The sequence below is a fragment of the Pantoea allii genome (assembly GCF_046529425.1).
GTDB lineage: Bacteria > Pseudomonadota > Gammaproteobacteria > Enterobacterales > Enterobacteriaceae > Pantoea > Pantoea allii.
Map to the genome: position 1 here is coordinate 3578862 of NZ_CP125958.1, position 17319 is coordinate 3596180.

Genomic DNA, 17319 nt, shown 5'->3' on the forward strand with positions numbered 1-17319 from the left:
ATGTGCTATCAGTAAAAGTAAATGTATGGATATTCACTATAGGCAAGACTGATACCATGAAACCCGATCTCAACCTGTTAATGACCCTGAATGTGCTGTTACAGGAAAACAGCGTGAGCCGGACCGCGCAGCGGCTTAATCTTTCTCAGCCTTCTGTCAGTGCCCGGCTTGAGCGCCTGCGTGAGTGGTTTAACGATCCCTTGCTGATTCCGGTATCTCACGGCATGCGCCCCACCGCGCGCGCCGAGGCGTTACGCCTTTCGCTGGCGCAACTGAGCGGCATGATCGATGAGGTGGTTGCTGCGCCAGGCCCGTTTATCCCTGCCGACGCCGTTCAGGAGTGGCGCGTAGCGGCCACCGATTACGGTGCCCAGACGGCACTGGTTCCCCTGATGGCTGCATTACGTCAGGACGCACCCGGTACCCGGCTTGCCATTCTGGATATGAAACCCGCGTTGATCGCGCAGCAGTTGGAAAAAGGCACGGTCGATCTGGTGCTCCATTTGCGTGACGGCGTGCCAGACGGGCTGCATATCCGCCCGCTGTTTCAGGAGCGCTATGTTGTAGCAGGACGTCAGGGTCATCCCGCCCTGCATCCTGATATCACCGCCGAAGCGCTCTGCGCGTTGGAGCATGTAGTGGTATCGCCCGACGGCGGCGGCTTTCGCGGGGTGACGGATAGCGTGCTGGAAGCCAGAGGGTTGAGCCGAAAAGTGGTGCTCTCTGTGCCCCACTTTCTGTTGATGGGCAGCGTGCTAAGCACCAGCGATTTGGTGGCGTTGATGCCAGAGAGAGTGGCGGCGATGATGCCGGGATTGATGATCGTGCTACCGCCGATGGCGATTCCGGGCTTTGAGCTGGTGATGCTGTGGCATGAGCGATCGCACCGGGATTTGGGGCATAGGTGGCTGAGGGAGCGGGTGGTGGGGAGGTTTTAAAAGCATGTCTGTATAATGAGGAGTTTCTGAGTTAGTGCTGAATCTACGTAATGTTGAACTTTTAACAACGATTCCGCTTTGGCATTATTCCGCATTCCGTGAAAGAGTACATTAAAAATATCACAGATCGCTCGATTCGGGTGGTTGAGACAATAATTTCCCTTGTATTTAGCCAATTTGTGTTAATGCAAGTCTACTCTTTTTACACTTTCCTTTTTACAATTTTTGCAGGAGCATACAAACTCGATTTTTTTAAAAGACTAAAGCTAGTCCATTTCCCCGTAAAGCATAGAGGCAAAATGATTGATTAGCGCGTCCGATATAATGCTGAGTGAGTTGATATTCCTCGCGTGGAAGCCCCCATCCACCGTAATATTATGCCTTGAATTACTTTATTCATTACTCATGCCTTCTAAATAAAAACCCTTAAATTATAACCACTTAACTCCTTATTTGATGATATTCCTACAAAAGCCAACCTCAACTCACCAAGTTGTTAAGCACTCTAGAGCGTAAGCAGTATTCATTAAGTATTTAGTCACCTTCATCAAGAAACCCGTAGCCTAAGCTTCAGAAAAAAATCATAAGATGGCTTAAGGCCTCATCCATTCAATAAAAATCGACAGCACCCATATTAATAAAACCCACTAATGAAAAAATCAACCAACATGGTGAGTGATCAGATCAACATTGTACTCTTTTAATGCTGCCTGAAATTTAGATAAAAAATCATCAACTTCTTTCGGTGGTAAAAACTTAAAAAAAACCTGAATACAGAATTTACTTTTCCCACATGCAGCGGGGAATAACTCTATCATTTGCCCACTAAGAATGAAGTTTAAATAAGCATTTACTTTATCTTGAAGCAAAAGTAAATGCTCATTAACATCATCCCCCCATGATAAATGATCTGTAATACCCAAAAGTACAAGCTCATCATCTTCATTCGATGTGTTGATAAAGTCGATCTTATTTATTTCTTCAATTGACATAGCTACTCCCGTTTACTTTCTGGCCTAATAATTATCACCTGAGTTGGAGGGATTTTAGTGCCTCCCTCAAAGCCGGGTTTGCCTGCCCCCACTATAATGCCACCATTTTTCTCTAGGTCAGGATAACCGATCTTTTGATTCTGTGTTAATGGTGCAGTTGATGAAGATTTACATTCGATGCAAGAAAGCCCACCATTCCCATCCCTCGTCATAATATCAACCCTGACGTTTGTGCCACTGCCTGTTTTGATTGTAATCTCACGTGCCGATTCTGGTTGTCCCTTTGAGTATTTATTATACATTTCATCTTCGAATGATTTGCCCTGCTCATAATTATTACGTATTTGATTAGATGCGTTGGGTGATTCAACTGATGCTTTCGTCTTTCCGTCAAAGACATAATACCCACCACTATTGCTATAAATAGTATTCCCATTTGAATCTGACTTACCAGTACTTGTGTAAACTCCGCCTTTCGGTCCGACAATTTGACCAGACGAAGTAGGACTGTAGCCTGCAGGCAAACTATCGGTTTTTATGGGAACTGCTACTCCAAAAGCATAAGTAAGAGGATGTCCCTGCTCGTCTCGTTTAGGCTCAAGCCCCGGGGTAAGAGTGAAAACATGAATTGGCCTATCACCCATTTCTTTTTCATGTTCTTCATTCTTATCCCCGAATAAATAGCTATCAATTGATCCAAGAGCGTTATTCTCAGCCGCATTTTTCCCCGCCTGAGCGCCCGCTATTGCTCCTGATGCACTGCCGTTTGCCAGACCGCCAGCAAGCCCCGCGGCCAGCGTTCCGAGTGCGCTGATAGTTTGCTTCTGCTCTTCACTCAAATCTTTCCGCGCGATACCCGGATACATCTCCTGAGCTATAAATTCGCCCAGCGCTGCCCCACTGGCACCGGACAGCGCGCTATTGCCTTGAGCCTGTGCAATGACGGCGCCCACAACCGCATGCGCCATCAGATTTGCTGCGGTATTCACCACTTCCTTGCCGTCAGGGCCTGTTGTGGTGGTATTTTTGTGGATCAGTTCGGCGAGGTAAGGGGCGGATGCGCCAGCCAGTGCCGCTTTAAAATCTCCGCCAGCCAGTCCCTGCACTGCTGCGGTGGCCGCCTGAATCCCCTGCTGTAATGAACTTCCGGTACCTGAGTCAGCGATTGCTTTTTTGTACTTAGGTGTCGCTTTAAGGCTCTCAATATAGGCATTACGTACTTTTTCAGACGCGCCTTCAGGTGCGGGGCCTTTTACCTTCTGGGCTTCCTTCAGCGCACCAATCTCGCCCTGTGTACGAGCAATATCCGCCACCTGGCTGCCAATCTCGCCAATCATCTGCGCGGTTTGCAGTCGCTGCTGTTCTTTCTCTTTGTTAAAGATCGGGCTGATGCTGTCGTTGGCATGTGCCGTGTCACGACTCAGCGTGGCGGTATCCTGCTTCTGGTTAGCCTGATCGCGCACCACTATCGTACCGTTAGCCACAGCTGACTGGGTAGTCCCTTCAGCATGGCCTTTATCGCCTGCACCTGCCAGCATGGTGTTTGCCATATTACCGGCAAACTGACCGCCCAAGCTGGCACCTGAACTCATGCCTATACCCTGGTGCTCGGTTTTGTAGTCGGCCTCGTTACGCAGATCGGTAAAGCCCAGTGTACCGGTATCCAGACGGTTTTTATCCGCATCGGCCTGACTGGCGATGACCGCACCGTTAAGCTGTGTATGGTTGCCCACCGTGACATCAAAGCCGCCATTGCCAGCATAAAGACCGCTTTGCTCCTTCACGCTGTCGAAATTGCTGTGCATCTTGTCCTGGCTGGCGTTGATATACCCGGACCCGGTCATGGAGCCAAAGGTAAAGCTGCCGCCTGCACCAAAACTGGACTGCTTCGAGTCGTATTTGTCGCTATCCTGCAGGCTGGTAATGGTCAGATCGCGGCCCACATCCGCCTTCACGCTGTTGCCATTGACCTGAGCGCCACTCAATGTGGTATCGCGACCGCTGCTGATGGCAACCTTGCCGCCGCTGTCCAGGGTCGTTTCGCTCCAGACCGTGCCGTTGCCTTTCTCATTGCCCTTAGCACCATTGACGCTGGCAAAAACGCTTAATCCCGCACTGCCTGCCCCAACGCCGAAGCTGACACCAATGCCGCCCCCGCTGCTGCTGTTTTTACCTGTGGTTTGCTGGGTGTTTGCCGCACCGGTTAGGGTGATGTCGTTTGCCGCCTGTAACGTCGTATCGCCGCCTGCTTTCAGCTGACTACCAGAAATCACCAGATTGCCGCTATCTGGCCCCTGGCCTTTGCCCGTGGCATTGATACTCAGATTACGGCCTGCATTGATCGTTGAGCCGTTAACCGTGTCTGACTGCTGATGCTGCTCCGATTTCGACTGCTGGGTAGAAAGTGAAATACTGATGCCGATGCCGTTATTAGGATCACCCTGTACCTGAGCAAGCTGACTGGCCTGATTCGCCTGCACGCCAGACAAGACCGCCTTGGTTGCCTGAAGCGCGGCCAAACGACCATCGCTCTGCTGTTTGGCTGACTGCGCCGCAGCGACTGCACTGTTCACGGCTTCCGCTACCGCACCAGACAGCGCCAGCGTTAAACCACTGGTACGTTGCTCTGTTCTTTCATCGTGAGTACGCAGATCGTGTCCTGGTGTAACAGTAACGCTATCACCCTGGAGCGCCATATTACCGCCCGCCACCAAATCGGCACCGTTAACCTGCAACTGCTTGCCAGCGGTAATTGAAACATTCCCTTTAGTGCTGCCGACGGTACTGATGCTCTGGCTTTGCGTTGTCCCTTTATCGCGCATCTCCTGCAGTGATTTACTGCTACCGATGCTGATACCAATGCCGCCCGTTCCCATCAGGCCGCTCTTTTTCGTTTCCGAAAAACGCCAGGTGGAATCGGTATTAGTTGCGGCAGCAATATCGACATTGTTACCGGCATCCAGTACCACATTGGCATCACCAACGACCTGAGAACCTTTTACCAGCAGGTCATTACCTGCTTTAACGGAGACATTGTTGCCGCTCAGCAAGGTGCCTTTTTCATTCGTCGCACTGTCTTCCTGAATGGTGTGCGTGGTCTTTTTACTCAGGAAGCCTTTTTTAGTTTTGGTTTCTTCTTTGTAGTAATAATCGCTTTCGGTCGCGGTATTCAGGTTAACGTCGCGCCCGGCCTGGAGGGCGATATCCTGCTTTGCCGTCACATCGGTTGCTTCGGTATTGATATCGCGACCGGCTGCCAGAGAGGTACTGCCGCCGCTGGCGATCTCGGTGCCCTGCTGACGCACGGTTTCACTGATAACAGTTTTCTTGTCGCTTCTCTCGCTGTAACCGGAACCGGTGGCTTCGGCATTCAGGTTGATATCACGGCCCGCTTTCAGCGCGGCGTTGCCGGTAGCGGCGATGGCGGCGGCCTGACTGTTGATATCCTGACCCGCAGCCAGGCTGAGATTACCGCCGCTGCTGACAGAGGTGCGATCCAGACTGGTGGAATGGGATTCTTGGTTACCGCGCCTATTGCTCTGGCTATTAACAGCACTATTAAGATTGAGATCGTTGCCTGCTGCCAGCAGAGCGTCATTTGCAACATTAAGATTACTGGCCGTCACATTCAAATCATGGCCTGACTGAATTGCCAGATTATGACCCGCTGAAATCTGGCTGGCCGTGTTGGTAACGTTTTGATTACCACTATTCTGGTAGTCAAAGGCTGATGTAACTTGCTCCCCTTTAATGGCAATATCGTGCCAGGCATTGACTAGCAGATCACCACCAGCGTTGAGATTGGCACCTATAATATTAATATCGTGACCAGATTTAAGACTAAGGCTATCCAGCGATGCGATAGTTGCGGAAGGACCAATGAAAGTCTGGCTTGCTGAAGTGATATTTTTCTTATCGCCAGGAATATTGGATTGCCATAACGTTGTCGACGTCGTGTTATTGATATCGCCATTTATACTCTCAAGTGAGACCTTTTTTCCACTGATATTCGAACTGACGTTGTTAATATTATTTATCGCTGTTAGTTGTAAGTTTTCACCAGCATAAAGCATGCCGGCATTGAGATTATTTATACTATTCTGGCTGTTAACACTCAGATTATTTTTAGCAGTGATAGTGCTGCCACTATTAGTAATATCACCGCCGGAAAGCGCCACATTGTTACCTGCAATCACGCTGCCGTCATGCATTTCCACATCTTTGGATGATAAATAGACTTTCGGCACCATTACCGTCTCGCCATTTATCGTCGTGGCTTCCCACCAGACCATACTTTTATCAAGCGAGGCTACCTGCTGCGCAGACAATGACACACCAAACTGTAATCCCAGCGCACGCTGTGCAGATGCTGCGTTATCCATTAAATAGCGCATCTGATCCAGTTCAGAACCAATACCATTCAGATAACGACTGCCGGTCTGGTTTAACACCACATTACTGACATAGCGCGTATCAAAGGCCGCATCACCAAGGAAACGGTAATCATAGTTTGGCTTGAGGCTCAGCCGATCAAGCAGATAAGACGACCCCAGGAATGTGGTTTTATCGGTATAAAGCTGACGGCTTTCCTGCGGTGCCTGTCCCGGTTGTCTGCCAAGCAGCGCGTTAAGATCGCCAAACAGGCTGTTATCCAGTTGTCCCAGACCGTTAAGTTTCGGATTGAGAGTGATTAAATAGGGACTTTTACTGTTACCAAAAACAAAATAGCCATTATCGCCAGACGGAATCGGATAAGCGCTGGTGTCCACACTGGCTGGCTTATAACTGCGCAGATTTGCTGTGCTGACTGAAGGATCGGAAATCAGTCTACCTGACTGACTTAAATCGGCACGACCAAAGCTATCCGATGCATGAGTAACAAGTGAGGCCTTATCAGGTGCGCTGCTATCCAGTGAACTATTACCATTGACCTGCTGCAAGGCGCCCTGAAGCTGATCGCGCCACTGCGGCGAATTTACCGCGACCTTATCGGTTCCACCGATCTGCTGACGCTGTTGCGTGCCGACCCCGCTTAATGCAGACAAACCTTGCAGATGAGGTGCCGATAATGTGTTGCCAGTTCTGCCTGCGTTTGGTGTTAAGGCTGTATTACTAATATTACCGCTAAAATTTGCGGATATATTACCTCCAGCCTGAATAACTGAACGTAAAGCCTCACCGCTCAAGGTAGTTTCTTGTTCAGGTGCTGAAGAAAGATTATAAACAACTTTACTGATTTCGGATCCACTCATACACCCACAATATGAAGAATATTTGGGAAGCGCCTCAGAGCCAATAGGACCATTATATTTATAAGTGAGATATGTTTTTTGTACTCCATTAAACCACGATTGATTATTTAATGTATTTCCACTCAGTGTAATAGCGCCATTAGCCAGAATGAAGCTTGCTAAGTTATTAGCCTGACCAGCAAAAACATCCAAATTATTGCCCGAGGAAATTCTTGCAATACCACCGTCTGCATTAGCTGTTAAAGTAGTAGTTTCAGTTAGAAATCGTTTCACTGCCCCCTTAAGATTAGGTGCGGAATAGATATATGTGGTTTCAGAACCATTACCTTTACCTTCGCTTCCACCATGACGTATTGTCTTAGTGTAATAACCAATTTCGTCAGTTGGGAGCTGTCCGAGGTAATAAGAAAAAGATGCTTGTCCAACTTCCTTGGGTAATCCTGATGTTTTTTGTGTACTTTGATCAACTCTTAAGCCATCACGTTGGTTAAGAAGGTTACCCGTTCGGATTGTAATATCCCCACCCTGCGTCTCAATCGTCCCAGAGGTGTTGATCACTTCCCCGTTGGCATTGCCCGCGCCATCGCGCTGCATCCACAGGCTGTTGCCCGCCAGGATATCGCCGCGCTGGTTACGGATGCTGTTGGCAAATAAATAGAGATTCTGCCCGGCGTAGAGTAGAGCCGTGTTGACCAGGCTGCCCGGCGTGCTGATGGTCAGGTTGCCGAGCGTGCCGGTAAAACCGTCCAGGGTAACATCGCTGCGGCTGTTCAGGGTGACGTTGCCGCCGCCCTGCAGCGTGCCAGCACCGTTCATGGCAATACGGTTGCCTGTCAGGCTGCTGTCAGCGCCGCCGGTGGTGATCTGACCGTTGTTGTTGAGGTCGCCGCCCGCATTGAGCGTCACGCCCTGGCCCTGCATTGTACTCTGGTTTTCCAGCGAGCCGTTGCTGTTAAGCGTCAGCCGGTTGCCTGCCGCCAGCGTGTTATGACTGACGAAGCTGTTCGCCAGATTCAGCACCGCATCGCCCAGCGCCACAACCTGACCGAACTGATCAAAACCGTTACTCAACAGCGTCAAACCACCGCCGCTGAACAGCCGTCCCGAACCGGCCAGGTTAACCTGCGCCGCATTTACGTTCAGTTGTCCGGTGCCAAGTACGGTGCCGCTGTTACTGAGGTTCTGATAGTTAACGGCCAGGTTGCCGCCCTGCGCCATGCCCTGGTTCTGGAAATAAGTGCCGTTCAGGGTACCCTGTTGATCGGCAAGTAGCGTACCGTTATTGGTCAAGCCGGACGCGTTCAGCGTGAGCTGTCCGGCCTGCAGCCAGCCATTATTCACCAGTTGCGGTGTGGTAAAGGTCAACGCGCCGCCAGCCAGTAATCTGCCATTGTTGGTCGCAGAGTTGGTGGCATTTACGGTGCCGCTGGCCCCCTGAATGAGACCATAGTTATAGAGATCCGGCGTGGTCAGCGTCAGCGCGTTCTGAGAAACAAGGGTGCCATTTGCGGCATTGGTGAGATGCCCGGCGGCGCTGAGCAGCAGGTTATTGTCACCCTGCAGGCGGCCCGCGTTATCTAACGCACCGGTGTTAATCTGAAGATCGCTCCCCTGAATACGGCCCAGATTATTCAGCGATGCCGACTGCAGGCTGATTTTTCCGGCACTAAGCAGGTTCTTATCCTGCTGCTGTGTCAGCGCGCCGTTGAGCTGCACGCTAAGGCTGTCCGCGCCGGTAATTTCCCCGTTATTATTTAGCGTGTCGCCTTTCAGGGTGAGGTTTTTAGCCACCCATTGACCCTGATTCGCCAGCGTCAGCGCCTGTAAGGCAGCTGTGCCGTTGGCAGAGATCTTGCTGCCTGCGGCGGCATCCAGCCTGTCGCTCAGGGTAAGTTGCAGGCCATCGGCACTTTGAATCGCTCCACCGTTGGCCAGTTTTGCCGCATTCAGCAGGATCTGTTGCCCCTGCCACGATCCGTTGTTGGTGACGTTATCGGCCGTAATCGTTAACGCGCCCTGCGTGAGAAGCTGTCCTCCCGCGTTATTCACAAGTTCACGCGTCGGCGCGCTCTGCGCCAGCAGCATTCTGAAACGCTGGGGGGCCGGTCCAAGCGTCAGGGATTTCAGACCAATAAGGTTGCCCTGGTTGGTCACGCTGGCTGGGGTAACCGACAGCGTATCGCCCTGAATGGCGCCACTGTTGTTCAGCGAACCGCCGCTAAGCGTCATGGCTTTTTCGGCGAGGACAGAGCCGGTATTCACCAGATGTTGCGCACTGAGTTGCGCACTGCCCTGACTGAGAAGTGATCCCCCGTTATTAAGATCGTTATCAATTGTGGCGGTGAGATCGCCGGTGCTCAGCAGCGATCCCTGGTTTTGCCAGCTGCCGGCAGTGATCTGGGCATTACCACCCTGCAGGGTGCCGGCCGTGCTTAATGTTGCCGCGCCCAGCAGCAGATCGCCGCCACTTAACGCTCTGCCTGTTGAAGACTGGGTGAGATCGCCGGTGCTGAGCGCATCCAGGGAGGTGGTGCCCTGCCACAGGCCGCTGTTGCTGAGCGACCCGGCACGCAGCGTCAGGCCGCTTGCCATGATTTTGCCGCTGTTAAGCAGGCTGCCGGCATTCAGGCTGGCGTTACCGCCCGTAATCAGGTTGCCGCTGTTATCCAGCAGCCCGGTAGTTTGCCCTTCCAGTGTGCCGGTGCCGTTAACGGTGCCAGTGTTTTTTAAGGTACCGAAGCGGTAACTGAGCTGGCTGCCCTGCCAGGTTCCTGCGTTGCGGGCGTCCGTACCCTGTAACGTCAGCGCGCCACCGGTAATCAGTTGGCCGCTCGCAAGGTTATCCAGCTGACGGAACCCTGCCGTCAGCGCATTATCGCCCTGTAACAGCCCCTGGTTTTGTAATGTATCGCCCGTTATCTGTAATTGCTGCCCTGCAACGATACCGGCATTAGTCAGTGACTGCGCCTGTACCTGCGCCAGCTGACGCGCCAGCAGCTTGCCGTTTACGCCATTATTCAGCGTGCCGGTCAGCGCGGTATTCAACGCGTCCGCATTCACCTGGCCGTTGTTCGTAAAATCACTGCCGTTGATGCTGAAGGTGCCAGCCACCTGTAACAACCCATCATTCACCAACTGGACAGGTGCCAGGCTCAGTCCGCTGCCGCTGACAAGCCGACCGTTCGCCAGGTTAGCCATCTGATCACTGGTGATAGCCAGAGCACTGTTGCCCTGTAGCAGACCAGCATTACTGAGCAGCGGTGCCTGAACCGTTAACTGATCGGCAGCAAGCGTGCCCGCATTGGTTACTTTGCCAGCCTGCAGGTTCATTGCCTGCTGGGCCGTCAGGGTGCCACCGTTGTTAAGCTCCCCGGCCACAGAGGCGGTGATATTTTTTGTGGCCTGCGCACTACCGCTGTTTTGCCAGCGTTGGGCAGTGACAGCAAGATTATCGCCCTGCAGCTGTCCCTGGTTATCCAGAGAGGATGCCGTAATGTCAGCATTACCCGCCGTCTGCAACTGCCCTGCGGTCTGATTGCTCAGGCTGCTGCCCTTCAGCGTCAGCGCCGTGTCGCCCTGAATCAGGCCGCTGTTGATCAAATCCCCCTGGAAGGCCAGCACTTTTGCCACCAGCCAGCCGCTGTTATCGGTTGTGTCACCCTGCAGCGTGACGCTTTGCTGACCCAGTATCTTTCCGCTGTTGGTAAGGGTTTTCGCCTTCAGCGAGGCATCGCCTGCGCTAAGCGCATTACCGCTGTTTTGCCAGTTGCCCGCCGTCAGAGCCAGTTTATCTGCCTGAATTAATCCCGCGTTATTCAGGTTGTTGCCGTTAAGCGTCAGCTGCCCTGAGGTCAGAAGCTCGCCGCCCTGGCGGTTATTCATCGTGTCCGCATTCAGGTTCAGGCTGCTGGCGCCCTGAATTCTGCCTGCGTTATTTAACGTAGCGGCCGTGAGCTCAGACTGATTCGCGGCAATCTGCCCACCGTTAGTAAGCTGGTCGTTTGTCAGTTGCAGTGAGCCTGTCGCCAGCAGTTTGCCATCTGTGAGGTTGGTCAGTTGACCGTTGTCAGAATGAAGCGTGCTGGCGTTGATTTCGCCATCGTTGACAAGACTGTTGCCGCTCAGGTGCAGTGCACCCTCCGTGCTCAGCAGCCCGCTGTTGCTGAAGTCAGGCAGGTTGAGTACCAAATCCCCGGCCGTCGCAATACTGCCCTTTTTTAAGTTAGTCAGATGCTGGCTTAATAACGTCAGATTCTGCGTACCCTGCAACAGACCGCTGTTGGTGATAGCGTCGCTGTTGAGGACCAACTGTGGTGCCGTCAGCGAACCGCTGTTGTTTACTGATGCGGCTCCCGCCTGCAACTGTTTTTTTGCCACCAGGGCACCGGTGTTTATCAGCGTACCGGCGGCAGTGAGGTTAATATCCTTACCGCTGCCCGTTCCTGTATTACTCAGGTTTGCGGCGGTGGCCTGTAACTCACCGTTTGCCACCAGAGAACCCTGGTTATTCAGCGCGCCTGACGCGTTGAGTACAATGCTATCGCCGCTGCTTTTCCCTGCGTGCGTCAGGTCCGTTCCCGCAATTTGCAGTTGTTGCCTTGCCGCCTGCGCTCCCTCCAGCGCGATCTGTCCTGCCCGCAGGTCAATGTTTTGCCCCTGTAAATGCGCCGTCGTTCCGGTATGTAAACTGCTGCTTGTTGATGTCAGCGCGCCGTCGGCGTTGACGTCACCGTTGATATCAACCTGCTTATTTACCTGAAGCGCAATATCACCCTGACTGGCAGTTGAAGCACCGGCTGCGCTGCTCAGATTGTTGCTGCGGATTGCCAGGCCCGAGCGCCCGGACAGGCTACCATCCTGAAACAGATCGCCCGTTGACAGGGTTAACGCAGCATCACTCAACAAACTGGCGCCCTGCCCATTGCTTATGCGATCGCGAAAAGTTAAAACGCCGTCGCCCGTTGCCCCAAGCGTACCCAGTTGATCCAGCGAATTGCCGTTCAGGGTCAGTAAACCAGCGCTCTGAAAAGTCCCGCTGTTACGTAAGGCACCACTTTTTATGTCAACACCGCTTCCCTGCAATGTGCCCCTGTTGTCAAAACTGTTGCTGACAGCATTCAACTGTCCTTTAGCAATGAGCGTCCCGCTGTTTTCCAGCGTGAAGCCATCCAGCGTAATAGCATCACCACTCTGCAAAGTCCCGCCGTTGTTCAGGCTCTGACTTTTAATCCTGACGTCATTGCCCTGCAGAATGCCCTGGTTTGCGAACTGGTTGCCGACCGCAGTGAACTGCCCCTTAGCTAACAGCCCGCCGGTGTTACTGACACTATAGGCATTCAGAGAAAGGCTATTTCCCGCTGTTAACTGTCCGGCATTATCAAACTGACCGGCCGGGTCCAGGCTTAAGCCGCCGGTGAAGTCTGGCTGCGCGTTGAACGAGATGTTATTTGTGGCATTGAGCGCACTGCCGCTGTCCAGCGACAGGCTGGTCGCGGCAAGGTTGATGCTGTCACCAGCCATTATCTTGCCGCCGCTGATTTGCAGGCGATTGCCGCCCTGCAATGAAACAGCACCATCGCTTCCCAGGCTCCCGTTATTCAGACTGATACCGTTTTGTGCGGTTATCGTCGCCGGGCCAGACGCTTTGTGTTCGCCGCTCAGCTCAACGCTTTGCGCACTGGCGGTTAACGCCCCGCTGCTGAGGCTGTTATGCACCGCCAGTTTCCCGTTCGCGTCCAGAGTGATATCGCCCTGTCTGGCGAGTAAGTTACCCAGATTGACGCCAACGCCTTTTTCGCTCGACACCAGATGAATGCGGTTGGCGTACATGCCGCCCAGCGCACTGGTATCAACCGCCACGCCGGGTGCAGGGCCTTCTCCGCTAATGGGCGTTACCGATCCATCCTGTCCGACGCGGTTTGCTCCCAGCGTCACGGTGAGATCTTTGGCGTGGATACCGGCATTAATTTCCGTTGCGCGCGCCACAATCGACACGGCATCGGCTTTACTGCCGTCCAGTCCCTGGCCCTCAATGGTAATGGTGCCTTTACTGACCTCCAGCGCGGCCAGGTTGCCGTTGGCATCAAACTGCGGTTTACCGGTGGTCAGCGTCACGTTCGGCGTATTGATAAAGCCACAGCCGTTACAGGTAATGCCGTAGGGGTTAGCCACCATGACATTGGCAGCTTTACCGGCCACTTCGGTATAGCCCTGCAGCTGTGAACGATTAGCGCCCACCACTTCGTTGATAATGGCGTGCGCTTCCTGACCGGCTTTGAGGTTGGGGTTATTCTGGATCAGGCCGCCGAGCTGAGTCTGCGTGAGCTGGCCCGTGGCGTTATTGAGGATAAGCCCCTGTTGCCCGACGTTATATTGATCGTACTGGTTATGAGAAATGCCCGCCTGATTCGGCGTCGCAATATTGACCACAGGCACGCCATTGCCTGCAGTGTCCATCTTTGTCCCCGGCGTGACCGGTGTGATTTCTGCGGCCATTACTGGCAGCATCGGTTGCACCGCCACCAGATAGCAGATGAGATAGCTGAGCGCGCGACGGGCAAGGGAAACAGGCTGACGATCGTCCATAATCAGTTCCTCTTTTTAGAAAACCAGCCCGACGCGGGCGTAGATGCTGACGTGATCCGGCTGTAAATAACCGGGATAGCTGAGCGGAATGCCGACGGTATACTGGGTGTAAAAATGTTGATTGCGGGTGCCAAGTCCCACGGCACCGCCCCAGAGCGTGCCGGTAAACTGTTGGTTTTGCGGATCGCTTCTCAGCCAGCCGCCGTCCACCGCAGCCAGTGCCGTGACGTCACCCAGCCCCGGCAAGGTGAACAGGCTGTAATCCAGCTCATTACGTAAATAGCCGCCGACATCGCCCGACAGGTATTGCTCTTTAAAACCGCGCACTGAACTGTCACCGCCCAGCGTGAGTCGTTCACTGCCGTAGAGCGTGTCGGGCGACCACTGTCCGTACAGGCTGCTTAGCCACCACAGTTTGTTGGTCAGGGGTTTTTGATAGCTGGCGCTGATGCTCCACTTACGAAACTCTGCTTTCGGCAGGTTACCGTTTTTGCCTTCATCGCTTTCGGCATCAAACCACGGCATGCCGCGGCTAAACGACGGGTTAAGCGTGGCAACGCCACCAGCAATTTTCTGGGTATGGTTCAGGCCAAACTGCAGGCTGGATAATTTGCGGCTGCTGCTCACTAACGGCGCATCATTAAGGTAGTTGTGGCTGGAATAGTGATTCAGCCCAATCTGCACGCCGGTTTTGATATCGCCATTGCGGAACAGTACCCATGAGCCGTTGAGGCGATGCGCAATGTTGTCGCCGTTGCTGAACCATGTGAAATCGTTATTGATAAAATGGCTGTGGTAGTTGCTCCAGCTGTAGCTGTAATCCAGCAGGCCATAGCCATAAGGCACGCTGACGCCGGCCTGCAGGTTTTGCGCATCGCGCCAGTGGCTGAACGCGCTGCTGCGTCCGCCGCTGACAAACCAGCGGTCCGCCAGCCCCAGCAGGTTATTGCCGGTCAGTGACGCGTTAAGCTGGCCCACGCCGGTGCTGCGCTGCCCACTGTTATCGAAACCCAATGTTGCGCTGAGGGGAAATTCAGGTTTTGCTGTGAGATTAACGATGGAATAACCCGGTTTAGGTGATGGCTGAATTTCAATCTGCACGGGCACCGTTCGTACGCGGTTAATCTGCTCCATGCCCTGCTCAATATCGCGCAGGTTAAGGATTTTGCCTTCCAGCCCCGGAAAGACCATGCGCAACAGGCGTGGATGTTTACCGTCCAGAATGATGGTTTCCAGTTTGCCTTCCAGCACGGGAATAATAAGCTGGCCGGAAGTCAGGTCCTGTTCTGTTAAAAAGGCGCGGCTGGTAATATAGCCTCTTTGCATATACCAGTCGGATATGGCATGTACCAGGTTATTAATTTGCGTTAAATTCAGGCAACGATTGACGTAAGCAGACGTCAGCGACTGTTGCTGGCTGGCGGAAAGGAGCGTGGCGTTGCGAATGACGATCTGGTGAACGGTAAAGCAGCGGCCTGCCGCATCAGAATGGGGTGCCGGTGCAATATGAGGCGACATCGCCTGCCAGAGTGCATCGCGCTGCTGCTGATCCTGTTGCAGGCGTTGCTGCTGCTGAGTCTGAATAAAATCGCGATCGCCCGGCGTCAGTGGCGCAGCCAGTGCACCTGCCGTGATGAGCACCGCGCTCAACGCCAGCCACTTCCCTGTTTTTATTCTCATAGGTACGCCCAATGAAAAGAAATGTAAGTTTTTTGTAAAGCAGTGAAAGCATAATATCACCTAAACTATTAGAAAATTCCGGATAAACTGAAAAGACGACAGGTTTTTAAATATTTAATTTAAAGGACGAATCATATTTACCTTAAGACAAATACCCTCAGAAAAATATTCCCTTAACTAAAATGCCGCCCTCCCTGGTATTCCCCAATAAAAATAAACATGAAATTTACAGGCAACCGCTGCCTGAGATGCATTGATGCAAATACATTTATTTATGTTTTCTGCTTGAAATATCGAGTGATTACTGGCTAAAAATGCGTCAGAACGTAAAGGGATGCGTTGAATTTAAAAGGATGGAAAAAAGAAATCTGACTAAAAATTTGAGTGACAGCCAAATAAAATAAAGCCCCTGAGGCACGCATCAGAGGCAAATAAAAACCGAGCTATAAGCTGCTCACGCGCGGTCCATCGTCATCAATCATTAGCCTGTCCCCCGGCTGAATAATATCCAGTACTGCGCCCTGCTGGCAGATAAAAGCGATCCCGGCCTGCTGAGCAATAATCGCAGCATGAGAAAGCGCACTGCCCTCCCGCAAACAAATGCCTTTTACCTGTCGCGCATCCAGACTGACGACCGCAGAAGGAAAGATGTTGTCGGCAACAATAATCGCCGGGATATCCGGGGTCGGCAGCCTGATATCACTGCCTTTCAGATGGCAAAGGCTACGATACAGGATGTCTTCGATATCAATAAAACGCGCTTGCAGGTAGGCATCGTCCAGTTGCTGGTATTGCTCGCTCAGTTCCATAAGCACCTGATACCACGCAGATTCCGCGCAGCACTGGTCGTTGCGAATGACCTCACAGGCAGCGTCAAACAGGTCGTCATCGTCCAGCAACGTATGGTGGCCTGAGAAAACAGCGGCCACCGAAGAACCATATTTTTTCTCTGCCAGTGTAGCCAGCGCATTCAGGTCGCTGAGCGTAACCGCGATTGCCTGTTGCAGCCGCCGATGCTCATCCCCGACATCGCTGCAGTGATACCTGGCAGGCTGCGCCAGCGGCAAGGGATAAAACACCGCCTTACCCTCGACCTTTTCGATGGCGGAGGCCGATGTTTTTAGTAACATCGACTCGGGATGCTCGCCAAAGTTTTCCGCCGCAAGGGATGCAAACGCCGCCAGGGCGCGTTCGGCATCGGGCCCACTCGCCGACAAGGTGACGGCATCATTACAGCGCACCTGCAGCAAGGCGATTTGATTGATACTGTCTGGTTTAACGCACTGGCCCTGCTTCTCTAATACAAGTTCCGCGTTGAGTCCTGCCAGGGCAGCAACCAGCCGTGAGGCAGGACGAACGTGCAGGCCATGATGATTCTTGATGATGACCGTTACCGAACGGGCATCCGGATCGCGATCCGTTGTGGTCAGTGTGGTGGTGTGCACGGCAGGGATTATGCCCAACTGGGCCTGCTTAGCCTCCAGCGCATGCATGGCAACCTCAATAACCTTGTCGATGTCGGCACCTGCGGCAGCACTGACGGTCGCGGCCAGTGTGCCCTCCACCAGCGGTGCCGCACACAGGCGCACTTTGGCAGCGATGGCAGGATCGAGCAGATCAAGTGCCGTTTCAGCACTTAACAGAGCACTTCCCATATCCATCATCACCAGAACATGATCGGTATCCGCCGCCACAGACTCAATGGCCGCCATGACTTTCAGCGGATCCGTGCCGATGGGATGATCAGGATCGTCAATGCCGGCGGCGACGGCCAGCTTGCACTTATCGCCGGTTAACATTTGCCGGGCCAGCATTTCTACGCCTTCCCCCAACATCGCACTGTGGGACACGATCACCAGGTTTACCATTCGC

The 17319-nt window shown here is 52.9% G+C and carries 5 protein-coding genes; 1 reads left to right on the plus strand and 4 read right to left on the minus strand.

Annotated features, from left to right (window positions below; translation table 11 throughout):
* Positions 1-56 precede the first annotated feature (56 nt).
* On the plus strand, positions 57-938 hold the full coding sequence (locus QNH99_RS17045) for a LysR family transcriptional regulator (protein WP_410516962.1): 882 nt from the start codon (positions 57-59) through the stop codon (positions 936-938).
* Between the two features lie 659 nt (positions 939-1597).
* Here the strand turns inward: QNH99_RS17045 and QNH99_RS17050 are convergent.
* The 4 genes from QNH99_RS17050 to dhaM all read right to left on the minus strand — a co-directional run bounded on the left by QNH99_RS17050 (position 1598) and on the right by dhaM (position 17315).
* Positions 1598-1930, minus strand: coding sequence for a DUF6572 domain-containing protein (locus QNH99_RS17050; RefSeq protein ID WP_096012040.1), 333 nt, complete (start codon positions 1928-1930; stop codon positions 1598-1600).
* Between the two features lie 2 nt (positions 1931-1932).
* Positions 1933-13767 carry a hemagglutinin repeat-containing protein gene (locus QNH99_RS17055; protein WP_410516963.1) on the minus strand — a complete coding sequence of 3945 codons (11835 nt, stop codon included), beginning with the start codon at positions 13765-13767 and terminating at the stop codon, positions 1933-1935.
* A gap of 15 nt (positions 13768-13782) precedes the next feature.
* Positions 13783-15447 (minus strand): ShlB/FhaC/HecB family hemolysin secretion/activation protein, encoded by a 1665-nt coding sequence (locus QNH99_RS17060; RefSeq protein WP_410516964.1) that lies wholly within the window; start codon positions 15445-15447, stop codon positions 13783-13785.
* A gap of 443 nt (positions 15448-15890) precedes the next feature.
* The gene (dhaM, locus tag QNH99_RS17065; RefSeq protein WP_410516965.1) at positions 15891-17315 is read right to left on the minus strand and encodes a dihydroxyacetone kinase phosphoryl donor subunit DhaM; all 1425 of its coding nucleotides are present in this window, start codon (positions 17313-17315) and stop codon (positions 15891-15893) included.
* Between the last annotated feature and the right edge of the window lie 4 nt (positions 17316-17319).